Source organism: Bacillus sp. FJAT-29790, assembly GCF_019039215.1.
Taxonomy (GTDB): domain Bacteria; phylum Bacillota; class Bacilli; order Bacillales; family Cytobacillaceae; genus Cytobacillus.
On the sequence record NZ_JAHNZZ010000001.1, the window covers coordinates 3,144,465 to 3,166,002 of the forward strand.

The following is a 21,538-nucleotide window of genomic DNA, read 5'->3' on the forward strand; positions in this document are numbered from 1 at the left end:
ATCACTTTTCATAAGACAAAAAGAAAAAGGGTTTTTAACTCAAAAACCACATTTTCACATTACGACTATTATTTTGTTATCTTTTCCAATTAAACCAATTATATACATGTTTTGTGTAAAATAGTAATTAATCGGAATGTTACATGTTGGCATTATACAATGCTAACATAAGCAAAAAGTCAAGTCAATCTTTTTTTGCTCTAATTATATAGTAACCTTTTTTCTTCACAACCGTTTCTACTTCACTACAAAGCTCTGAAAGTTTTTCAATCGCCGACGGTGCTCCTTGCTTTTTTTGAATGACAACCCAAAGGTTCCCTTCCGGCAACAAACAATCGACGCTTTGCTCAAAAATTTCATGAACAACCTTTTTTCCGGCACGAATTGGCGGGTTCGTTAAAATTGCAGCAAATTTATTGCCCTTTACATTTTCAAGACGATCACTCTCATAGATACATACATTTGTAAGGCCATTTAATTCGGCATTTTCTTTCGCGAGTGCTAATGCACGTGCGTTTACATCGATCATATGAACGAGACGATCTTGCATCAGTTTAGCACATGAAAGCCCAATTGGCCCATACCCGCATCCTACATCAAGAATGTTCCCTTCGACGCTTGGCACAACAAAGGTTTCAATCAATAATCTAGATCCAAAGTCGACTTCGCTTTTTGAAAAAACGCCATTATCAGTTTTAAAACGAAAGGAATTATTATTAAGAGTGAAACTCCAATATTTCGGATCACTTTCAACCTTTTGGATTTTGGAATAGTAGTGTTCTGACAAGACATTATCACCTCCGACGGAGAATTGGTAGTAGAAGCTAGAGAGGCTTTACAATTGTATTATAATCAACGGTAGCTATAGCGGCGATATCGAGAGAAAAAAAGCCCGCTAAAATAGCGGGCTTTTTTCTATCTATATTACTTAACTTCTACGCCAGCGCCAACTTCTTCAAGTTTAGCTTTAACTTCTTCAGCTTCTTCTTTAGAAACGCCTTCTTTGATAGCTTTTGGAGTGTTATCAACAAGTTCTTTTGCTTCTTTAAGTCCAAGACCAGTGATTTCACGAACAACTTTGATAACTTTGATTTTTTGATCGCCTGCAGAAGCAAGGATAACATCAAATTCAGATTGCTCTTCAGCAGCTCCGCCAGCAGCAGCTCCGCCACCCATTACTACAGGTGCAGCAGCAGTAACACCAAATTCTTCTTCGATTGCTTTTACTAAGTCGTTTAATTCTAAAACAGTCATGCTTTTAACCGCTTCAATGATTTGTTCTTTAGTCATGATTATTTTCCTCCTTATATTTGGTTCGAATCTATTAGTTAATCGCTATTTTTAACTTACGCGCCTTGTTCTTCTTTTTGATCTGCAACAGCTTTTGCAGCAAGAGCAAGATTGCGGATAGGTGCTTGAAGCACGCTGAGTAGCATAGAAAGTAAACCTTCGCGAGATGGTAGTTCTGCAAGAGCTTTTACTTCTTCTGCCGTTGCGATCGTTCCTTCAATTACACCTGCTTTAATTTCGAGTGCTTCGTTCTTTTTCGCGAAATCATTCAAGATTTTCGCAGGAGCAACAACGTCTTCAGTACTGAATGCAATTGCATTAGGGCCAGTTAAAGCGTCATTAAGTCCAGCAAGCTCAGCAGATTCAGCTGCACGGCGAGTTAAAGAGTTTTTGTAAACTTTAAATTCTACGCCAGCTTCACGAAGTTGTTTACGAAGTTCAGTTACTTGTGCAACAGAAAGACCACGGTAATCAACAACAACTGTTGTAACACTTGCTTTCAATTTATCAGCAATTTCATCAACGATTTGTTTCTTTTGTTCGATAGCGCTGCTCATTTTTACACCTCCTGTAGAATTGCTACATTCATACCGTCCATAAAAAAACTCCACATCTTTTGCAGACATGGAGGAAGTATACAATAGTTAGTTAAACAGAATAAATCTATCGTATTACCTCGGCAGGAAATTAAGCGATAAGCACCTGCTGTCTACGGTATAAATGTTATTATATTTTCATAACAAAATACATGATACTAAATGTATTTTTGTTTGTCAATTCCTTTTTTATCCTGCTTTAACTCTTAAAAGCGTATCCGTCTTATTTTACTGTAACAGAAGATGGATCAACTTTTACGCCAGGGCCCATTGTTGAAGTAATAGAAACGTTCTTCATGTATGTTCCTTTTGCAGCGGCAGGTTTCACTTTTAACATTGTATCGAAAATCGTGCTGAAGTTTTCAACAAGCTTTTCGTTTTCAAAAGAAGTTTTACCGATTGGCACATGGATGTTACCAGCTTTGTCAACACGGTATTCAACTTTACCAGCTTTAATTTCATTTACTGCTTTTTCAACGTCGAAAGTAACTGTGCCAGTTTTAGGGTTTGGCATTAAGCCTTTAGGTCCTAAAACACGTCCAAGTTTACCAACTTCACCCATCATATCAGGTGTAGCAACAATTACATCAAACTCGAACCAGCCTTGGCCGATTTTCGTGATATATTCAGCATCGCCTACATAATCTGCTCCTGCAGCTTCAGCTTCCTTCGCTTTTTCGCCTTTAGCAAAAACAAGGACGCGCTGAGTTTTACCAGTACCATTCGGAAGCACTACTGCTCCACGGATTTGCTGGTCAGCTTTCTTAGGGTCAACCCCTAGACGGAATGCCACTTCTACAGTTGCATCAAATTTAGCAATACTCGTTTTTTTCGTAAGTTCAATCGCTTCTTCGATCGGGTAAGCTTTCATGCGATCTACAAGTTTTGCAGCTTCTATATACTTCTTACCTTTTTTAGCCATTTTCATTTCCTCCTTGATTGTGGTTTTAGCGGAATAACCTCCCACGAATAAAGGTTGCGCGTGAAACTAAATTCAGCATCGCAACCTTAAACAGACAACAATAACCTTAAAGCATGGGATTAATCTTCGATTGTGATACCCATGCTGCGTGCAGTACCTTCAACCATTAACATTGCAGCTTCTACGCTTGCAGCGTTAAGGTCAGGCATTTTTGTTTCAGCAATCTCGCGTACCTTGTCACGCTTGACTGTTGCTACTTTATTACGGTTTGGTTCACCAGAACCAGACTCAATTCCAGCTGCTTTTTTAAGTAAAACGGCAGCAGGAGGAGTTTTCGTAATAAATGTAAATGAACGGTCTTCAAAAACCGTAATTTCAACAGGAATGATTAAGCCAGCTTGTTCAGCTGTACGAGCGTTAAATTCCTTACAGAATCCCATGATGTTAACACCGGCTTGACCTAATGCTGGTCCTACTGGCGGCGCAGGATTTGCTTTACCTGCAGGGATTTGTAATTTAACAAGTTTGATTACTTTTTTAGCCACGAGACACACCTCCTTAAAGTCCGTGATGTGGTAATAGGGAAATTCCCTCCCACTCAACTTATAGTCTTTATATAAAGATAAAGAACTTGACAATTGTCCGGTCTCTTTTCCCGAGACATACTGACCTTTGAAATATTACCACTTTTCAAAGATGATTTCAAGTTTTTTTCAAATTATAATTTTTCAATCTGCGAAAAATCGAGTTCAACTGGGGTATCACGGCCGAACATATTAACAAGGACTTTAATCTTTGCTTTATCTTTATCGATATCTTCAATCGAGCCGGTAAAGTTGGCAAATGGCCCTTCTTTAACTTGGACAGTTTCTCCTAATTCAAAATCGATATCCACGCGTTTTTCTTCAACACCCATGCGTTTCAGAATGACATGGACTTCTTCTGGTAATAACGGGGTCGGCTTTGAACCAGAACCAGCAGAGCCAACAAACCCAGTAACACCAGGCGTATTTCGGACTACATACCAAGAGTCATCTGTCATGACAATTTCAACAAGGACATATCCCGGGAATACTTTCCGTTTCACAACTTTCTTTTTCCCATTTTTAAAATCAGTTTCTTCTTCTTCCGGTACAATCACGCGGAAGATTTTATCTTGCATCGCCATGGATTCTACACGCTTCTCCAAGTTAGCCTTTACTTTGTTTTCGTAACCTGAGTACGTATGAACAACATACCAATTCTTTTCCATTCAAGGGGACTCGTTCGTCCTTCCCTCCCTGTATTGAATAAATTATTTTTCATCATCATGAGGTGAACTTTTTAAACCAAATGAAAAAACCCGTTTCCGGGCTATACAAATGTTTCCTGTGTTATTCTCCATTATACCATGGATTTACAGGGGTTATTCAAGAATAATTCGAATCAGTTTAGAAATACCTTGGTCAATCACTGCAAAGAATACAGCAAAGAACGCCACAGTCGCAAGAACAGTCATTGTATAGCTTGTCAATTCTTTACGCTTTGGCCAGCTGACCTTCTTCATTTCACGTCCAACTTCACGGAAAAACTTCAAGATGCGCTGCATATCGTAACCCCCAACTTCAAAGAGATATATCTTCATTTTATCTATAAACACATTACTTTGTTTCACGATGGGTTGTATGATTACTGCATGTCTTGCAAAACTTCTTAAGCTCTAGACGTTCCGTTTCCTTGTTACTCATTGTCGAATAATTTCTGGAACCGCACTCAATACACGCTAATACAACCTTTTTTCTCATTGACTCCACCTACTGTATCCATCTATGTCCCTAAAACTTTACCATGGACAATAATTGATGTCAATAACGGCAAAAATGAGGGAATGGCCGTAACACTGACTATAAGGTAATCTCTCGAAATTCAAGATACCGTTCTAGCTTTCGTTTTACCCTCTGTAATGCGTTATCAATGGATTTAACATGACGATCAAGTTCTTCCGAAATTTCCTGGTATGACTGTCCATCCAAATAGAGTGCGAGTACTTTCCGTTCCAGATCGCTTAGAAGCTCTGACATCTTCACTTCAATATGATCGAACTCTTCTTGATTAATAATTAGTTCTTCGGGGTCCATCACTTTTGCACCCGAAATGACATCCATTAAAGTCCGATCAGATTCCTCATCATATATCGGCTTGTCTAAGGACACGTATGAGTTTAACGGGATATGCTTTTGGCGGGTAGCTGTTTTTATGGCGGTAATTATTTGTCTAGTAATGCATAGTTCAGCAAATGCCTTAAATGAAGATAGCTTGTCCCCCTTAAAGTCACGGATTGCCTTATATAAGCCAATCATGCCTTCTTGAACAATATCTTCTTTATCAGCACCAATTAAAAAATAAGATCTTGCTTTCGCGCGAACGAAATTACGATACTTATGAATCAAATAGTCTAATGCTTCACTTTCACCCTTATGCACTAAATCCACCAAATCTTCATCCTCGAGTTGCAAATAGTCTACATGTTCGTCGATTATCTTGAAGCCAGCACTCACTAAGATCCCCCCGACCGTAAAACCATAGTTAGAAATATTATACAGCAGATTTTTTTCCAGCGTCAACCATTCATTGCTTCCCTCTACGCCATTTTTCAAAAATTTCTGCCATTTCCTTACTAAGCGGTATCTTGGAAACAGGTTGTTTCTCTTGAATATTTTTTATTTTTTTATCGATTCCATTTTCAATTGAATTCATTTCAATTAATAATTCTCTTGACGATTTTCTAAGCGCTCCCTGGCCAAATATAGCCCATTGTTCAGTATAGTCAGAAGTTGCTACATGAATTTGCGTTTTAATATTACTAAGGCTGATGGCAAGCTTTTCAATTCTTTCATCGGCCGTCTCTTTATTGCGCGTGAAAATTATTTCAATGTTATAACTTTTAAATTTCTTTTCTGTCCCCTTAACATACTGAGCATCAAAAACGATGATTACTCTCATTCCAGAATACGCTTGATATTCTGCCATCTTTTCGATTAGACGGTCCCTAGCAGCAGATAAATCTCTATTCATCAACTCCCTCAGTTCCGGCCAAGCGCCAATCACGTTATATCCGTCAACAATAAGGATGTCCATTTCTATCGCTCAAGAGGATGTCGTTTCCGGTAAACCTCATACATAAGAAGGGCCGCTGCAACAGATGCATTTAAAGATGTAACATGTCCTGCCATTGGCAATTGGATTAGAAAGTCACATTTATCGCGTATAAGCCGTCCCATTCCTTTTCCTTCACTGCCAATGACTAAGCCCAGCGGCATCGTTCCATCAAATTGACGGTAATCCTCACTGCCTTTCGCATCCGTTCCAGCAATCCAGACGCCTTTTTCTTTTAATTCATCAATTGTTCTTGCCATATTGGTAACACGCACTACAGGAATATATTCGATTGCTCCAGTTGAGGCCTTGGCAACAGTAGCAGTCAGACCTACAGCTCTTCGTTTTGGAATGATAATCCCATGAGCCCCGACTGCATCAGCTGTCCTCATAATCGATCCTAAATTATGGGGATCTTCAATTTCATCTAGCAATAAAAAGAAGGGGGCTTCATTTTTCTTTTCAGCAGCATCAAACAAATCATCGATTTCCGCATACTGATAGGCAGCCACCTGTGCTACCACTCCTTGGTGATTTCCTTCCGCCATCTGATCCAGCTTTTTCTTAGGCACAAATTGGACAAGTACGCTCGATGCTTTTGCCAGGCCAATAACCTGCTGCATTTGGCCTTCTTTAGACCCCTCTGCAATAAAAATTTTATTAATATCCCGTTCCGATTTAAGTGCTTCGATAACAGGGTTTTTTCCCATGATAAAATCTTGACTCATTATACTAGTCCTCCTTTCTTTTCTTCAACAATTCCAAAAGCGGCCAAGATTATTGCCTCGAGCCGCTCCTCTCTTTCTGATAAATGCAGATAACCTATTAATGATTCAAATGCCGTGCTATACCGATATGTTTGAACATCTGTATTTTTAGGAATTGAGCCAGACTTGGCATTTCTTCCTCTTTTCACAACTGCTACTTCTTCTTCTGTAAGCGAGCCGGAATCCAATAATTGATGAATAATGAACGATTGGGCTTTAGCCGAAACATAATGGGTCGCTTCTTTATGCAGGTGATTAGGCCTAACACTCCCTTTTTGAATCAAGTGCCTGCGAACGTATATTTCAAAAATAGCATCACCCATATAGGCGAGGGCGAGGCTATTCAGTTGCTTTTCATCAATTTTATTATCATATTGAAGCATTCAGTTAGCCCCTTTTCCATCTAATGCCTTGAGGTGTATCTTCCAGGATGATGTTCATTTCTTTTAGCTGATCGCGAATTTGGTCGGCTAATTGGAAATTACGGTCTTTTCGTGCTTGAATACGCTGCTGTATTAATCGATCAATCTCTTCGTCCAACAATTCCTCTTTAGGAAACGCAAGGGAAAGTCCTAGAACGTGGAAAAGATCTTCAAATTCTTTTGTAAAAGCCTCGATTACTTGAACTGATGTATTTTTTTCAATCAAATAATAATTGGCCAGTTTCGAAAGTTCAAATAGAACGGAAATTCCATTGGCCGTATTAAAATCGTCATCCATTTCCTCAATAAATTGATTATGAAGGGCAGTAATTTTTTCTAGCCATTCTTCGTTATTTTCCGTTAAGTCCGCACTTGCTGCTTGGCGGTGCTTTAAATTCTGATAAGAGGTCTTAATCCGCTCTAAGCCCGCACGGGTATTTTCTAATAATTCTTCACTGTAGTTAATCGGATTTCGATAATGGACAGAAAGCATAAAGAATCTTAGTACTTGTGGGTCATGATTCTTTATAATGTCATGTACTAACACAAAGTTTCCAAGTGATTTGGACATTTTTTCATTATCGATGTTAATATAGCCATTATGCATCCAATAACGGGCAAAAGTCTTCCCGCTTACTGCTTCTGACTGGGCAATCTCATTTTCGTGATGAGGGAAGGCTAGATCCTGTCCACCAGCATGAATATCAATAGTTTCCCCTAAATATTTTTTTGCCATCGCGGAACATTCAATATGCCAGCCTGGACGACCTTTCCCCCATGGGCTATCCCAATAGATTTCCCCTTCTTTCGCGGCTTTCCATAGAGCAAAATCAAGCGAGTCCTGTTTCTTCTCTCCTACTGCAATACGTGCACCTGAACGAAGCTCATCGATTGATTGGTGAGAAAGCTTCCCATAGTCATCGAATTTGCGAGTGTGGAAATAGACATCGCCCTCTGACTCGTAAGCAAATCCCTTTTCAATTAACGCTTTAATGAAATCAATGATGAGGTCCATACTTTCCGTTACTCTCGGATGCGCATCAGCTCGTTTGCAGCCTAGTGCGGAAACATCTTCGAAATAGGCTTCAATAAAACGGTCGGCTATAGTTGGGACGTCCTCTCCAAGCTCTTTCGCCGCCCTAATTAATTTATCATCAACATCGGTAAAGTTAGAAATATATTGAATATCGTATCCTCTATATTCAAAATACCTTCTTACTGTATCAAAAACGATTGGCGGACGGGCATTTCCTATATGAATATAATTATAAACCGTTGGACCACATACATACATTTTTACTTTTCCTTCTTCAAGAGGGACGAAGGCTTCCTTTTTTCTCGTTAACGTATTATAAATTTGAATGGACATTATCTCGGCTCCTTTCATTTCTTAAGATCTCAATTTCATTATTTAATCTTGCTATTTCATTCTCCATATCCTTAAAACGGTCTGCAATTGGATCAGGGAGGTCTGTATGGTTTAAATCTTTTATTTTTATACCATCCTGAATTTTAACTCTTCCTGGAATACCAACAACAGTCGAATTTGGGGGCACTTCATGAAGAACGACAGAACCAGCTCCAACCTTTGAATTTTCTCCAATTGTAATTGATCCAAGTACTTTTGCCCCCGTAGCGATAAGCGCATTATCTTTTATGGTCGGATGCCGTTTTCCTTTTTCTTTTCCGGTTCCACCTAATGTTACTCCTTGAAAGACTGTAACATTATCCCCTATTTCACATGTTTCCCCGATCACTACCCCCATGCCATGATCAATAAAAAAGCGCCTGCCAATTTTTGCACCTGGGTGAATTTCAATCCCTGTGAAAAACCGGCTAATTTGGGAGATCACTCTTGCTATAAAGTAATATTTTCGTTTAAATAATGCGTGAGCGATATGATGGGCCCATATAGCATGCAAGCCCGAATAGGTTAACACCACTTCTAAATAGCTTCTCGCTGCTGGATCTTGCTCAAACACTACTTCTATGTCTTCCTTCATTCTTTTAAACACTAGTTTCCCCTCCTAACTAAAATGAATTTCATTACCTTGTGTAAAATATACTTTTTCAAAATAATATTTTCCGGGAAATTATCTTATTTCCGGAACAAAAAAAGCGCCCCTGTCAAAATGACAGAGACGCTTAGCACGCGGTTCCACTCTGTTTAGACTTAATAGTCTCAACTTTAACCTGTTAACGGAAGGAGTTCCGCCCATTTCTACTAAGAAAAGCGCAAGCGCTTTTGCATTTTCCAGTTCAGATAAGGTCTGATTTTATGGAAAGAATTCGAAACAGGGCTCGGAGGGGCACTTCAGATCAATGAGAGGCTTAAACCACTTTCAGCCGGTGATGGTTCTCTCTAAAAAGCTTCATGATCATACTTTTCCTCTTCAACACTTTGATTTATGGAATTACTTATTACTATATTACATTTTAGGCAATATGTTAACCTAAAATGCTCATTAATCGATTTTTTACTTTTTCCTTCCCGAAGAGCGCAATCGCCTGCGGAAGATCAGGCCCGTGAGTTTGCCCAGTGATTGCGACACGTATAGGCATAAAGAGTTTTTTCCCTTTATGACCAGTAGCCTTTTGCACAGCTTTCATTGCTGCTTTAATTTCATCTGCTTTAAATTCACTCAATTGCTCAATTTCATTTAAAAAGGCAGCAAGTACTTCCGGAACTTGTTCTTCTGCTAGGACCGCTTTCGCCTCTTCATCCAATACAGTTTCTTCGTTAAAGAAGATCTCTGTTAGTTCAACAATTTCAGCGCCAAAGCTCATCTTTTCCTGATACAAAGCGATTAGGCTCCGTACCCACTGCGCTTCTTCAGCCGACATATTTTCGCTTACCTTTCCAGCCTTCACGAGATGTGGTAAGGAAATAGCGACAAGCTTGTCTACCTCAATTGTCTTCATGTACTGGTTGTTCATCCATGTTAGTTTTTGCTTATCAAAAAGAGCTGGCGATTTTGATAAACGATTCGCATCAAAAATCTCGATAAACTCATTCTTAGAGAATATTTCCTCTTCGCCAGATGGTGACCATCCGAGTAAGGCAATAAAGTTAAAAAGTGCTTCTGGTAAATAGCCAAGCTCTTCATATTGCTCAATAAATTGAATGATAGACTCATCACGCTTGCTCAGCTTCTTCCGGCTTTCATTGACGATCAATGTCATATGCCCGAACTCGGGAGCCTTCCAGCCTAATGCTTCATAGATCATTAATTGCTTAGGTGTATTAGAGATATGGTCATCCCCTCTTAATACATGCGAGATTTTCATTAAGTGATCATCGACCGCTACAGCAAAGTTGTAGGTTGGTGTTCCGTCCTTCTTCACAATAACATGATCACCAATGCCATCTGATTCGAAAGAGACATTCCCTTTTACCATATCGTTAAAAGAAAATACTTGGCCTTTTGGAACCATAAAGCGAATGCTTGGCTCTTTTCCTTCTGCCGCTAATTTCTCCCTTTCTTCATGCGTTAGATGGCGGCATCTTCCGGAATAAGCAGGCGTTTCGCCTTTAGCTGATTGGACTTCTCGCTCGGCTTCCAGCTCTTCTTCCGTGCAATAACATTTGTAGGCATGGCCTTTTTCAAGCAGCTCTTTGTAGTACGTTTCATAAATCTCATTCCGTTCAGATTGGCGGTACGGACCGTATTTCCCTTCTTTATCAACGCTTTCGTCCCAGTCAATCCCAAGCCACTGCAAATACTTTAACTGGCTTTCTTCTCCACCTTCAATATTTCGTTTCTTATCAGTATCTTCAATGCGGATAATAAACTTTCCGCCTTTACTACGGGCAAATAAATAATTAAATAATGCTGTACGGGCATTTCCGATATGTAAATGTCCAGTTGGACTCGGGGCATAACGTACACGAATATCGCTTGACATGTTCTTGTTGCCTCCTCCAGATTCTTCTTTTTATAGATCTATTTTAACACCGTGGGTTTTTTCGATAAAGGAAAACTTCCATTAGGATCAAGCGATTTAGCCATTGGTCCTTTTTTGTAATAAAACAACCACCTGGGAAGCAATTCCTTCCCCTCTGCCAGTAAAACCAAGCTTTTCAGTTGTTGTCGCTTTTACATTAATATTTTCTTTTCCTGATTCCAGCAATTGCGAAATTCTTTCTCTGATTTGTTCAATATGCGGAGCCATTTTAGGTTTTTCGGCAATAATTGTACAATCTGCATTGACTAATTCATATCCTTTATCTTTCACAAGCTTCCATACATGTTCCAGTAATTTCGCGGAGTCCGCATCCTTAAATTCTGGATCTGTATCCGGAAAATGCCTGCCGATATCCCCTTCTCCGATCGCACCAAGGCATGCATCAGCTACCGTATGTAATAAAACATCCGCATCTGAATGGCCTAACAAGCCTTTTTCGTATGGAATTTCAATCCCGCCCAAAATTAACGGGCGTCCTTCTGTTAATTGATGTACATCAAAACCCTGTCCAATTCGAAACATCGTATAATCCCCTTTTATATAAGTAATAGGCTATGTTAAACAAGATTGTTGAAAGACTCGCGGGTTCGATTAACCTTCCAGGAAGCGGTTCTCGCTACCGTTCAAAAGGTTCCATACGACGCACAGGACGTGCTAGTGGCGACAATGCCACAGGACGTGGCGTTTTGTCGACCAGGCAAAATCGCTCCGCTAGTTTTGGATTATCAACACTAAGAGTTAACAGAGCCAAGTTATAAGAAGTTTTTATTATCGCCACTGATCCCGCTTTCTAATAATTGCTTCAGCGAAATATAAGTCTTCCGGTGTTGTTAATTTAATATTGTCATAATTCCCCTCTACAATCACAACATCTTGCCCAAGCCGCTCTACTAAACTTGCATCGTCCGTACCTAAAAATTCATCCTCCTCCGCTTTCCGATAAGCTTCTTTTAGGACGGAAATACGAAAAGCCTGTGGGGTTTGAACAGCCCACAGGCTCGTACGTTCGACCGTTTCAGTAACGATATTTCCTGCAGCCTTTTTTACTGTATCTTTAACAGGGACTGCTAATACAGCAGCCCCTTTTGTTTGAGCAGCCTCTATCAAGGGATCGAACAGCTCTTGGTCAATAAATGGCCTAGCAGCATCGTGAACAAATACAATTCCATCTTGATTCAAAAGTTTTAAAGCATTATATATACTATGCTGCCGTTCCTTCCCGCCCGGAACAAGAGAACGCACTTTTTTGATTTGATTTTCTTCTAGGAGCGCTTTCATTTCTTCTTCATCCACTGGATTAATTGCGAGAAAAATCCCTTCGCATTTCCGATCGTTTTCAAACACCTTTAATGTATGAATAAGTACGGGCAAATGATTTAGCTCAAGTAAAACTTTATTTTTTCCTGCTCCCATCCTTTTTCCCTGGCCAGCGGCAGGAATGATGACTTGGTAAACCATAGACAAAACCCTTTCTAGAGGTGAGAAGTGAGATTTGATGAAATCGGCGAAAGAACCGATTTCCTTAATAACAAAAATTCTCACTGAAAAATTTGTCTTTTAAAAGACATCTAATTTATAATGCTTTTTCTAATAGTTTCGGTTTAGCGAATATCATTCGTCCCGCGGACGTTTGCAGGACACTCGTTACAAGCACATCGATATGCTTGCCAATATAATCCCGGCCATCTTCAACGACAATCATCGTGCCATCATCGAGATACGCAATCCCCTGATTTTGTTCCTTCCCATCCTTAATAACCTGTACCTTCATTTCTTCGCCAGGAAGAACTACCGGTTTAACGGCATTTGCCAGGTCATTGATGTTTAGGACGGAGACACCTTGAAATTCACAAACTTTATTTAGGTTAAAATCATTGGTCACTACCATCCCATTCGTTACCTTTGCAAGCTTTACAAGCTTACTGTCCACTTCCTGAATTTCCTCAAAATCACCTTCATAAATCTCCACTTTTATCGCAAGTTCTTTTTGAATTCGGTTCAAAATATCTAATCCTCTTCGGCCTCTGTTGCGCTTTAGCACATCAGAAGAATCCGCAATATGCTGCAATTCTTCCAATACAAACTGAGGGATTACAATCGTCCCTTCAAGGAATCCAGTCTGACAAATATCTGCGATTCTGCCATCAATAATGACACTTGTATCTAATATTTTTAAATAGTTTTTAGTTGCTGTTTCCGGTTCTTCTTCACCCGACTTCTTCTTTCTGTTTGAAAATAAAGTCAAAAGCTCATCGCGCTTTTTAAAGCCGACCTGAAAGCCTAAATATCCGAATAATAAAGTCAGCACAATCGGTGCCACTGTATTTAAGATAAGAACTTCAAACGCATTTATCGCATACCCAATTAAAAAAGCGATAATTAGCCCAAATACAAGGCCAACGCTTCCAAAAATAATATCAGTGACCGGCGCTTTTACAAGAGATTCCTCTACCCATTTAACAACATTGACGACATAATCAACCGCCCAAAAAGAAATAAGATAAAAGATAATAGCACCCAAAAAGGCAGACATATAAGGATTATTTAATAGAGAAATGTCGTTTAATGATACTAGTATTAATAAATCAGGAATCAAAAATATGCCAAGCGTTATCCCGATAATCAGGAAGCATGCTTGAACAATACGTTTTAACATTCCTTCACCTCCTTTTATTCATTATAAACAAATTTTTTAAATTGAAACCCAGTTAACAGGAATTTCCTTAACAATAAATAAAATTTTAAGCGATAAAGACCCTGCTATTGCCTAAGGGTAGCACCATTGGCAATCAAGTGTCAAATAAAACAGACATTTTAACATATTTGTAATTATAGTTCAATGGTCACTTAAAGCTGCTGGTTTGCTAATAGCTGTTTTTTTATGAGGATTAGCCCCTCTTTAATTTTTCTTGCCCTTACTTCCCCAATTCCCTCTACCTCGTCGAGTTCCTCTACGGTTGCAGCAATAATGGCTGGAAGTTCTTGAAACCGGACGATTAAGTTTTCAATAATTACCGGTGGCAAGCGCGGGACTTTCGTCAGCATCCGGTATCCACGCGGATATTTCGATTCATCTGTATGAACATATCCTTGGTATCCTAATAATTTCAGTATAACGGCGTCCTCAAGCATTTTTCCATTCGATAACTCTTGAAACTTAACGAACATTTCCCCTGTTTTGCTATCCTTTGAAAAAGCATAATCCTTAATGATTAATTCGACTTCCCTTTCAATATCTAGCAAAAGTTCGTTCATTTGCAGACGGATCAGTCTTCCCTCTATCCCTAATTCACTTAAATAGGTAAGCAATTCATTTTTAATTCGAAGGACCATTTCAACACTATGAAAGACATCTAAAATATCACAATATGTAACAAGTTCTTCAAATTCCAACAAACTTAAATTCGCAATACTTTCTTCTAATACGACTTTATATTTTTCAAGTGTTTGCACGGCTACATTCGCTTTCGTCAGAATAACCGAAATATCTTTAAGGGCATAGCGAAAATGGCCCTTATATAGGGTAATGACATTCCTCCTCTGGGAGATTGCGATGACAAGGGCGCCAGTTTGCCGAGCCACCCTTTCTGCAGTTCGATGACGCATTCCTGTCTCAGTAGAAGGAATACTCGGGTCAGGGGCCAATTGGGCATTTGCGATTAAAATTTTATTACCCTCTTGATTTAATACAATGGCCCCATCCATTTTGGCCAGTTCATACAAATAGCTTGGGGAAAATGAACAGTTAATTTGAAAGCCTCCATCGACAATATGTGTTAGTTTATCTTTACTGCCAAGGACAATTAACCCTCCCGTATTCGCACGAAGAACATTATCGATCCCTTCTCTAATCGGCGTTCCGGGAGCCATAAACTGAACAATATCACTGATTGTTGTCTTTTCACCAAGCTTTTTTGCTTCCATTGCTTATCCCCCTAATGTAGCTTTTAGTGCTTCACTAACAGAACTTACGCCCACAAGTTCAATTCCTGCTGGCGCGGACCAGCCCCCAAGATTATTTGCTGGTAAAATAACTCGTTCGAACCCAAGCTTTGCCGCTTCCTGTACTCTTTGTTCGATTCTAGATACTCTTCTTACTTCACCTGTTAGCCCTACCTCACCGATGATGCAATCTGTCGCCTTTGTTGGCTTGTCACGAAAGCTTGATGCAATACTAACTGCTATCGCTAAATCAATGGCCGGCTCATCAAGCTTTACGCCTCCGGCAACCTTTAAATATGCATCCTGATTTTGCAAAAGCATCCCAACCCGCTTTTCTAAGACCGCCATCAAAAGCGGGACACGATTATGATCGATTCCTGTAGCCATTCTCCTGGGATTCCCAAAGCTTGTCGGTGAAATTAGTGCTTGAATTTCAACTAGGACCGGACGCGTTCCTTCCATCGATGCAACGACCGTTGATCCCGCTGCCCCTTGAGATCTTTCTTCAAGGAATATTTCAGATGGATTTTCAACCTCTTCCAGCCCAAATTCCTTCATTTCAAAAATCCCCATCTCGTTCGTTGAACCGAATCGATTTTTCACTGCCCTTAATATTCGATATGTATGATGCCGTTCCCCTTCAAAGTATAAAACCGTATCTACCATATGCTCTAATATTCTCGGTCCGGCAATAGATCCCTCTTTCGTAACATGCCCAACAATAAAAACAGCAATTCCTTTTGTTTTCCCAATTCTCATTAGTTCCGCTGTACATTCTCTTACTTGAGAGACACTGCCGGGAGCTGAAGTAACCTCGGGATGGAAGATTGTCTGGATCGAATCAATAATGACAAAATTGGGGTTAACACTATCAATTGTTCTGCTTATCTCTTCGAGGCTTGTTTCTGAATACACCAATAAATTCTCTGAAGAAACACCTAGCCGATCAGCGCGCATTTTTGTCTGGCGCATCGATTCCTCTCCGGAAATATATAAAACAGAATGGTTTTTATTTGCCAATTGGGACGATACCTGAAGAAGCAGCGTTGATTTCCCGATCCCGGGATCCCCTCCGATCAGTACTAAGGAGCCTTTAACAACCCCGCCGCCAAGCACCCGGTTTAATTCGTTTAAGTCTGTATATATCCGTGGTTCGCTCACCGTCTCAATTGATGTAATTGGCGTAGCTTTAGAAAGGACTGTCGCCCCTTGTGAATGAGCAAAGGCACCCCTTCTCGATGTAGCTGCTTTCTCTACTTCTTCAACCATCTTATTCCACTGCCCGCAACCAGGGCATTTTCCCATCCATTTAGGTGATTCATACCCGCATTCTTGACACATAAACTTCGTCTTTCTTTTGGCCATACCCTTTTCTTCCTCTCTGGAACCTATTTCTTTGTTTTGTTGTTTAGTAAAATTTATCCAGGATTATATTATACTTCGATTATCACTTATACATGCTTTCTCAACCTAAAAAACTTTCCAAAGCATGGAAGCGGAAATTACAAAGAAGGCACACGTCTTCTTTACGTGTACCTTCTTGCTTAGTTTCCTTTATTTTAAGAAAACCTATTTTTGTAAAGTCGCAGTCGCTTTTTCTTCAGCTGTTTTTACAACGAATTCTCCATCCTGAACATCAATAACAACACTATGTCCTGTTAAAACCGTTCCTTTCAACAGTTCTTCTGACAAACGGTCTTCAATATGCTTTTGAATGGCCCTGCGAAGCGGCCGCGCTCCGTATTCTGGGTCATAGCCCTCGACTGAGATTTTCTCTTTTGCCGCCTCTGTTAATTCAAGTTCGATATCTTGTTCTTTCAATCGCTTCGTTAATTGTTCGGACATAAGTGTGACAATTTCCTGAAGATGCTTTCTTTCTAAAGCGTGGAAAACAATGATCTCATCAATACGATTTAGGAACTCAGGACGGAATGCCTTTTTCAGCTCTTCCATTACTTTTCCTTTCATATCTTTGTAATCCTGTTCCCCATCTTGGATGTTAAATCCAACATATTTGTTACGCTTAAGTGCTTCTGCTCCAACATTGGATGTCATAATTAATACGGTATTGCGGAAATCCACTGTTCGTCCTTTGGAATCCGTTAAGCGTCCATCTTCCAGCACCTGCAGAAGGATGTTGAATACATCCGGATGCGCCTTTTCAATTTCGTCCAAAAGAACAACTGAATATGGTTTTCTGCGGACTTTTTCCGTTAATTGGCCGCCTTCCTCATACCCAACATATCCAGGAGGGGAGCCCACCAATCTCGATGTCGAGTGTTTCTCCATGTACTCTGACATATCAATGCGGATCATCGCATCTTCATCACCAAACATCGCTTCAGCTAGTGCACGTGCAAGTTCTGTTTTCCCTACGCCTGTTGGACCAAGGAAAACAAATGATCCGATCGGACGCTTTGGATCTTTTAATCCAGCGCGTGCACGGCGGACTGCTTTGGAAATCGCTTTTACCGCTTCCTCTTGGCCGATAAGTCTAGAATGTAAGATCTCTTCTAAGTTTAGAAGCTTTTGCGTTTCAGTTTGCGCCAACTTGGAAACAGGAATACCGGTCCAGCTTGACACGACACTGGCAATATCCTCAACAGTAACTTCACTGTTCTCTTGCCCTTGCTTTTCTTTCCATGATTTCTTCGTTTCTTCGAGCTGTTCACGGAGACGCTGTTCCGTATCTCGCAATGATGCTGCTTTTTCAAATTCCTGGCTTTGCACCGCAGAATCTTTCTCTTTGCGGACATCTTCCAGCTTCACTTCCAACTCCTTTAAATTAGGAGGTGTCGTGTAAGAACGAAGTCTTACTTTCGACCCGGCTTCATCGATTAAATCAATTGCTTTGTCTGGAAGGAAGCGATCTGAAATATAACGGTCAGATAATTTCACCGCCGCATCAATGGCAGCATCTGTAATCGTTACACGGTGATGTGCCTCATAACGGTCACGCAGCCCTTGCAGAATTTGCACAGATTCATCAGCAGTTGGCTCATCAACCCGAATTGGCTGGAAACGTCTTTCTAATGCCGCATCTTTTTCAATATATTTTCGATATTCATCAAGAGTAGTTGCACCTATACATTGCAGCTCACCGCGGGCAAGTGATGGTTTAAGAATATTCGAAGCATCAATTGCCCCCTCAGCTCCACCAGCGCCGATTAAGGTATGAAGTTCATCAATAAATAAGATAATATTTCCTGCTTGGCGAATCTCATCCATCACCTTTTTCAAACGATCCTCAAATTCACCGCGGTATTTTGTCCCCGCAACAACAGTTCCCATATCAAGAGTCATCACTCGTTTATCGCGAAGAGTTTCTGGTACTTCATTATTAATGATTTGCTGTGCTAAGCCCTCTGCTATTGCCGTTTTACCAACACCTGGCTCACCAATCAAAACAGGGTTGTTTTTTGTCCGGCGGCTTAACACCTCAATGACGCGCTGAATTTCCTTGCTGCGCCCGATGACAGGATCAAGGCTTCCTTCCCTCGCAATCGCTGTTAAATCCCTTGCTAATCCATCAAGAGTAGGTGTATTCGCATTGGCTGAGGATCCGCCTTGATGGTTACCTGATTCATTGCTGCCCAGAAGCTGCAAGACCTGCTGACGAGCTTTATTAAGGCTTACTCCAAGGTTATTTAATACCCTTGCAGCTACCCCCTCCCCTTCACGAATGAGGCCAAGGAGGATATGCTCGGTTCCAACATACGAGTGACCTAATTTCCTTGCTTCATCCATCGAAAGTTCAATTACTTTTTTGGCTCTTGGTGTATAATGGATTGTTTGAGAAGCATCCTGGCCCCTGCCAATTAAGTTTTCTACTTCTTGCTGTATTTTTTCAGAACCTAGGCCTAATGCATAGAGAGCTTTAGCTGCAATGCCTTCCCCTTCACGAACAAGTCCAAGCAGAATATGCTCTGTCCCGATATTATTATGTCCTAAACGAATTGCTTCCTCTTGAGCTAATGCTAATACTTTTTGTGCTCTTTCTGTAAAACGACCGAACATCATATTCTCATCCTCCTATCTCTTCGTTTTCCATTTTCATTCTTTCCCTTATTAATGAAGCCCGCCGAATATCCCTTTCATGGGGCCTTAATGGTCCTCCGGCATATTGCTGTAAAAAGCCTGGCTGTGTCAGGATCATTAATTCATTTAAAATATTTTTGGAAATATTTTTTAGATACTGCATATCAATCCCAAGTCGAACATCTGACAAGCATCTTGCTGCTTCCTTCGATTCAATAATTCGACAGTTCGACAATATCCCGTAAGAGCGGAAAACTCTGTCTTCTAATTGTATGTTAGAAGTTTTAGCTAATGCTTCACGGGCTGATCTTTCCTGTGAAATTAGTTGGCTGACAACGCTTTTTAAATCTTCGGAAATATCCACTTCAGATTTTCCAAGCGTCATTTGATTTGACACTTGAAAGATGTTTCCTAAAGCTTCGCTGCCCTCACCATAAATTCCTCTTACTACAAGACCAAGCTGGTTAATAGCCGGAATAATTCGATTCATTTGTTGTGTCAAAACAAGTCCAGGCAAATGCATCATGACTGAGGCTCTTAACCCTGTTCCAACATTGGTCGGGCAACTCGTTAAAAAGCCAACACTTTCATCATAAGCGTAGTCTATCTCCTCCTCTAGCCAATCATCAATTTCATTGGCCATATTCAATGCTTCTGATAATTGAAAACCAGGAAACAAACACTGAATCCGAATATGATCTTCTTCATTAATCATAATGCTTAATTCTTCATTATCTGAAAGTAAACAGGCACCAAAAGTTGAGTTCTCCGCAAGATGCGGACTGATTAAATGCTTCTCCATGAGAACCCTCTTTTGGAGCGGCTGAAGTTCATCCATTAATAAAAGTTCTAATTTTCCAAGCTTTGTAAATGGTGAATGGTCGACTCTATCTTTTATCTTTTGAATCACTGACTTGGCTTCTTCATTGGTAAATAATATAGGAAATTTATATTGTTTAATGTTACGGGCCAACCGGATTCTCGAGCTTAATATGATATCTGAGTCCGGGCCCTCAGCACTCATCCAGGAGCTGATAGCTTGATTGATAAATCGTTCTAGCGACAAGCTTATATCCCTCCCTCATGACCAGTATTTAATTTACTTTCAAGCATTCGTAATTCATCTCGTGTTTCCGCTGCTTTTTCAAATTCTTCTTTCGAGATCAAATCTTTTAACTTATGTTTCAAATTCTCGATATTCTTGCGCAAATGAATATTTCCGCCAATCCTTGCAGGAATTTTACCGTTATGAGTTGCGTTGCCACTATGAAGCCTTTTAAATATTGGATTAAGCTGATCCTTAAAACTTTCATAACAATTGACACACCCGAATCTTCCTACCTTAATGAATTGTTGAAAAGTCATAGAACATTGATCACATTGCAATATTTCTTCTTGCTGAAATGGATCCTGTTTTGCTTTTTGAAAAGATGGCTCGATATTCAATAAACCGGCTAATAAGTTATTAATCGAAAAGCCTGATGCACCACTGATCATGAACATATCACCTTTTTCATGAGCGCATTTTTCGCATAAATGATATTCGGCTTTTTCTCCATTTACTATTTTCGTAAAATGCAGCGTTGCCGGTCTTTGATTACACTCTTGGCAAATCATGTTTTCACCTCTCAGCTAGCTATTCCTTATTTATATTTTAAAGTCGTCAGCATGGCCTTTAACATCCTTGCACGAAGTTCATCTCTATATGGAAGATCAATATATAAGACAGAGCGATCAATAACACTAAGCATTATTTTTGCCTCTCTCTTTGTAATAATTTCTTCTTCAACCAATCGATAGATGACATCCTCCGCACTGCCCTGAGCCAACCGACCCTGAATTATAGATAATAATTGATCAATTAAATGAGCATTGTCATTGGATTGCACTTTCATTATTCGTATATATCCACCGCCGCCACGTTTACTTTCTACTGTATAGCCTCTTTCAATTGTAAATCGCGTATTTATTACATAATTAATTTGGGATGGGACACATTGGAATTTATCTGCAATTTCACTTCGCTTGATTTCAACAATTTCCCTCTCGCTCATTTCTAAAACCTTTTTCAAATAGCTTTCTATGATGTCTGAAACGTTTCTCAACATTCCTCCCCCCAATCTGACTTTGACTATATTTGACTTTAATTATACATAACTCTATATCACCTTGCAACGAACAGACATTATTAATTTTTCCCTTTTTTAAGATTCTCAAACCTGGAAGTAAAGGTTGGGAAGATAAAGTATTATTATCAATGGCTGTTTTTGCATTAAAAAAAGCGCCATAACAAAAAAGAGCACCTCTTAGGTGCCCTCATTTGCAACGTAGTGTTTATTATTTGTTACACTTTTCATTTTATTTACAAAAAAAGAACACCCTCTCAGGTGTTCCTTACTTGCTTGGCGACGTCCTACTCTCACAGGGGGAGAGCCCCCAACTACCATCGGCGCTGAGAAG

The 21,538-nt window shown here is 39.9% G+C and carries 24 protein-coding genes and 2 other annotated features; all 24 genes read right to left on the minus strand.

The genetic code is table 11. The annotated features are described in order from the left end of the window. Positions 1-184 precede the first annotated feature (184 nt). The 24 genes from BGM26_RS14975 to BGM26_RS15090 all read right to left on the minus strand — a co-directional run bounded on the left by BGM26_RS14975 (position 185) and on the right by BGM26_RS15090 (position 21,186). Positions 185-787 (minus strand): class I SAM-dependent methyltransferase, encoded by a 603-nt coding sequence (locus BGM26_RS14975; RefSeq protein WP_217040546.1) that lies wholly within the window; start codon positions 785-787, stop codon positions 185-187. Between the two features lie 137 nt (positions 788-924). After that, entirely contained in the window at positions 925-1,290 is a 366-nt protein-coding gene (gene rplL, locus BGM26_RS14980) for a 50S ribosomal protein L7/L12 (RefSeq protein WP_254119312.1), read from the minus strand. A 56-nt stretch (positions 1,291-1,346) separates the two neighbouring features. Next, entirely contained in the window at positions 1,347-1,847 is a 501-nt protein-coding gene (gene rplJ, locus BGM26_RS14985) for a 50S ribosomal protein L10 (protein ID WP_217040547.1), read from the minus strand. A gap of 32 nt (positions 1,848-1,879) precedes the next feature. Next, positions 1,880-2,023, minus strand: a sequence feature (ribosomal protein L10 leader region). 86 nt (positions 2,024-2,109) lie between these two features. After that, positions 2,110-2,808, minus strand: a complete 699-nt coding sequence (gene rplA / locus BGM26_RS14990; protein WP_217040548.1) for a 50S ribosomal protein L1 — start codon at positions 2,806-2,808, stop codon at positions 2,110-2,112. 119 nt (positions 2,809-2,927) lie between these two features. After that, a complete protein-coding gene (rplK, locus tag BGM26_RS14995; RefSeq protein ID WP_151537104.1) occupies positions 2,928-3,353 on the minus strand; it encodes a 50S ribosomal protein L11 in 426 nt (141 codons plus the stop codon). A 173-nt stretch (positions 3,354-3,526) separates the two neighbouring features. Next, entirely contained in the window at positions 3,527-4,060 is a 534-nt protein-coding gene (gene nusG, locus BGM26_RS15000; protein WP_217040549.1) for a transcription termination/antitermination protein NusG, read from the minus strand. 153 nt (positions 4,061-4,213) lie between these two features. Next, complete coding sequence (gene secE / locus BGM26_RS15005) at positions 4,214-4,396, minus strand: preprotein translocase subunit SecE (RefSeq protein WP_217040550.1); 183 nt, start codon at positions 4,394-4,396, stop codon at positions 4,214-4,216. A gap of 52 nt (positions 4,397-4,448) precedes the next feature. Further along, positions 4,449-4,592 carry a 50S ribosomal protein L33 gene (gene rpmG / locus BGM26_RS15010; RefSeq protein WP_217040551.1) on the minus strand — a complete coding sequence of 48 codons (144 nt, stop codon included), beginning with the start codon at positions 4,590-4,592 and terminating at the stop codon, positions 4,449-4,451. A gap of 99 nt (positions 4,593-4,691) precedes the next feature. Further along, the gene (sigH, locus tag BGM26_RS15015) at positions 4,692-5,345 is read right to left on the minus strand and encodes an RNA polymerase sporulation sigma factor SigH (RefSeq protein ID WP_217040552.1); all 654 of its coding nucleotides are present in this window, start codon (positions 5,343-5,345) and stop codon (positions 4,692-4,694) included. A 70-nt stretch (positions 5,346-5,415) separates the two neighbouring features. Further along, a complete protein-coding gene (locus BGM26_RS15020) occupies positions 5,416-5,925 on the minus strand; it encodes an NYN domain-containing protein (RefSeq protein WP_217040553.1) in 510 nt (169 codons plus the stop codon). A 2-nt stretch (positions 5,926-5,927) separates the two neighbouring features. Further along, positions 5,928-6,671 carry a 23S rRNA (guanosine(2251)-2'-O)-methyltransferase RlmB gene (gene rlmB, locus BGM26_RS15025; RefSeq protein WP_217040554.1) on the minus strand — a complete coding sequence of 248 codons (744 nt, stop codon included), beginning with the start codon at positions 6,669-6,671 and terminating at the stop codon, positions 5,928-5,930. Then, positions 6,671-7,093 carry a Mini-ribonuclease 3 gene (locus BGM26_RS15030; protein ID WP_217040555.1) on the minus strand — a complete coding sequence of 141 codons (423 nt, stop codon included), beginning with the start codon at positions 7,091-7,093 and terminating at the stop codon, positions 6,671-6,673. The genes rlmB and BGM26_RS15030 overlap by 1 nt, the downstream gene beginning before the upstream one ends. A gap of 4 nt (positions 7,094-7,097) precedes the next feature. Then, positions 7,098-8,501: a cysteine--tRNA ligase gene (cysS, locus tag BGM26_RS15035; RefSeq protein ID WP_217040556.1), complete on the minus strand. Its 1,404-nt coding sequence runs from the start codon at positions 8,499-8,501 to the stop codon at positions 7,098-7,100. After that, the gene (cysE, locus tag BGM26_RS15040; protein WP_217040793.1) at positions 8,482-9,135 is read right to left on the minus strand and encodes a serine O-acetyltransferase; all 654 of its coding nucleotides are present in this window, start codon (positions 9,133-9,135) and stop codon (positions 8,482-8,484) included. The genes cysS and cysE overlap by 20 nt, the downstream gene beginning before the upstream one ends. A gap of 131 nt (positions 9,136-9,266) precedes the next feature. Next, positions 9,267-9,538, minus strand: a binding site (T-box leader). A gap of 42 nt (positions 9,539-9,580) precedes the next feature. Continuing rightward, positions 9,581-11,038: a glutamate--tRNA ligase gene (gene gltX, locus BGM26_RS15045; protein ID WP_217040557.1), complete on the minus strand. Its 1,458-nt coding sequence runs from the start codon at positions 11,036-11,038 to the stop codon at positions 9,581-9,583. 96 nt (positions 11,039-11,134) lie between these two features. Continuing rightward, positions 11,135-11,620 carry a 2-C-methyl-D-erythritol 2,4-cyclodiphosphate synthase gene (ispF, locus tag BGM26_RS15050; RefSeq protein ID WP_217040558.1) on the minus strand — a complete coding sequence of 162 codons (486 nt, stop codon included), beginning with the start codon at positions 11,618-11,620 and terminating at the stop codon, positions 11,135-11,137. Between the two features lie 246 nt (positions 11,621-11,866). Continuing rightward, positions 11,867-12,556, minus strand: coding sequence for a 2-C-methyl-D-erythritol 4-phosphate cytidylyltransferase (gene ispD, locus BGM26_RS15055; protein ID WP_217040559.1), 690 nt, complete (start codon positions 12,554-12,556; stop codon positions 11,867-11,869). Between the two features lie 115 nt (positions 12,557-12,671). Then, a complete protein-coding gene (locus tag BGM26_RS15060) occupies positions 12,672-13,754 on the minus strand; it encodes a PIN/TRAM domain-containing protein (RefSeq protein WP_217040560.1) in 1,083 nt (360 codons plus the stop codon). Between the two features lie 191 nt (positions 13,755-13,945). Beyond that, positions 13,946-15,022, minus strand: coding sequence for a DNA integrity scanning diadenylate cyclase DisA (gene disA / locus BGM26_RS15065; RefSeq protein WP_217040561.1), 1,077 nt, complete (start codon positions 15,020-15,022; stop codon positions 13,946-13,948). Positions 15,023-15,025: 3 nt separating this feature from the next. Continuing rightward, positions 15,026-16,405 carry a DNA repair protein RadA gene (gene radA, locus BGM26_RS15070; RefSeq protein WP_217040562.1) on the minus strand — a complete coding sequence of 460 codons (1,380 nt, stop codon included), beginning with the start codon at positions 16,403-16,405 and terminating at the stop codon, positions 15,026-15,028. Positions 16,406-16,609: 204 nt separating this feature from the next. After that, positions 16,610-19,060 carry an ATP-dependent protease ATP-binding subunit ClpC gene (gene clpC / locus BGM26_RS15075; protein ID WP_217040563.1) on the minus strand — a complete coding sequence of 817 codons (2,451 nt, stop codon included), beginning with the start codon at positions 19,058-19,060 and terminating at the stop codon, positions 16,610-16,612. A 4-nt stretch (positions 19,061-19,064) separates the two neighbouring features. Beyond that, a complete protein-coding gene (gene mcsB / locus BGM26_RS15080) occupies positions 19,065-20,144 on the minus strand; it encodes a protein-arginine kinase McsB (RefSeq protein WP_217040564.1) in 1,080 nt (359 codons plus the stop codon). Between the two features lie 2 nt (positions 20,145-20,146). Next, positions 20,147-20,695: a protein-arginine kinase activator protein McsA gene (gene mcsA / locus BGM26_RS15085; RefSeq protein ID WP_217040565.1), complete on the minus strand. Its 549-nt coding sequence runs from the start codon at positions 20,693-20,695 to the stop codon at positions 20,147-20,149. Between the two features lie 26 nt (positions 20,696-20,721). Further along, a complete protein-coding gene (locus tag BGM26_RS15090; RefSeq protein ID WP_217040566.1) occupies positions 20,722-21,186 on the minus strand; it encodes a CtsR family transcriptional regulator in 465 nt (154 codons plus the stop codon). Positions 21,187-21,538 lie beyond the last annotated feature (352 nt).

Bases quoted from the DNA above. Each gene is read 5' to 3' on its own strand.
- rplL (WP_254119312.1), bottom strand. From the start codon at position 1,290: ATGACTAAAGAACAAATCATTGAAGCGGTTAAAAGCATGACTGTTTTA.
- rplJ (WP_217040547.1), bottom strand. From the start codon at position 1,847: ATGAGCAGCGCTATCGAACAAAAGAAACAAATCGTTGATGAAATTGCT.
- rplA (WP_217040548.1), bottom strand. From the start codon at position 2,808: ATGGCTAAAAAAGGTAAGAAGTATATAGAAGCTGCAAAACTTGTAGAT.
- nusG (WP_217040549.1), bottom strand. From the start codon at position 4,060: ATGGAAAAGAATTGGTATGTTGTTCATACGTACTCAGGTTACGAAAAC.
- secE (WP_217040550.1), bottom strand. From the start codon at position 4,396: ATGCAGCGCATCTTGAAGTTTTTCCGTGAAGTTGGACGTGAAATGAAG.
- rpmG (WP_217040551.1), bottom strand. From the start codon at position 4,592: ATGAGAAAAAAGGTTGTATTAGCGTGTATTGAGTGCGGTTCCAGAAAT.
- BGM26_RS15020 (WP_217040553.1), bottom strand. From the start codon at position 5,925: ATGGACATCCTTATTGTTGACGGATATAACGTGATTGGCGCTTGGCCG.
- rlmB (WP_217040554.1), bottom strand. From the start codon at position 6,671: ATGAGTCAAGATTTTATCATGGGAAAAAACCCTGTTATCGAAGCACTT.
- BGM26_RS15030 (WP_217040555.1), bottom strand. From the start codon at position 7,093: ATGCTTCAATATGATAATAAAATTGATGAAAAGCAACTGAATAGCCTC.
- cysS (WP_217040556.1), bottom strand. From the start codon at position 8,501: ATGTCCATTCAAATTTATAATACGTTAACGAGAAAAAAGGAAGCCTTC.
- cysE (WP_217040793.1), bottom strand. From the start codon at position 9,135: ATGAAGGAAGACATAGAAGTAGTGTTTGAGCAAGATCCAGCAGCGAGA.
- gltX (WP_217040557.1), bottom strand. From the start codon at position 11,038: ATGTCAAGCGATATTCGTGTACGTTATGCCCCGAGTCCAACTGGACAT.
- ispF (WP_217040558.1), bottom strand. From the start codon at position 11,620: ATGTTTCGAATTGGACAGGGTTTTGATGTACATCAATTAACAGAAGGA.
- ispD (WP_217040559.1), bottom strand. From the start codon at position 12,556: ATGGTTTACCAAGTCATCATTCCTGCCGCTGGCCAGGGAAAAAGGATG.
- BGM26_RS15060 (WP_217040560.1), bottom strand. From the start codon at position 13,754: ATGTTAAAACGTATTGTTCAAGCATGCTTCCTGATTATCGGGATAACG.
- disA (WP_217040561.1), bottom strand. From the start codon at position 15,022: ATGGAAGCAAAAAAGCTTGGTGAAAAGACAACAATCAGTGATATTGTT.
- radA (WP_217040562.1), bottom strand. From the start codon at position 16,405: ATGGCCAAAAGAAAGACGAAGTTTATGTGTCAAGAATGCGGGTATGAA.
- clpC (WP_217040563.1), bottom strand. From the start codon at position 19,060: ATGATGTTCGGTCGTTTTACAGAAAGAGCACAAAAAGTATTAGCATTA.
- mcsA (WP_217040565.1), bottom strand. From the start codon at position 20,695: ATGATTTGCCAAGAGTGTAATCAAAGACCGGCAACGCTGCATTTTACG.
- BGM26_RS15090 (WP_217040566.1), bottom strand. From the start codon at position 21,186: ATGTTGAGAAACGTTTCAGACATCATAGAAAGCTATTTGAAAAAGGTT.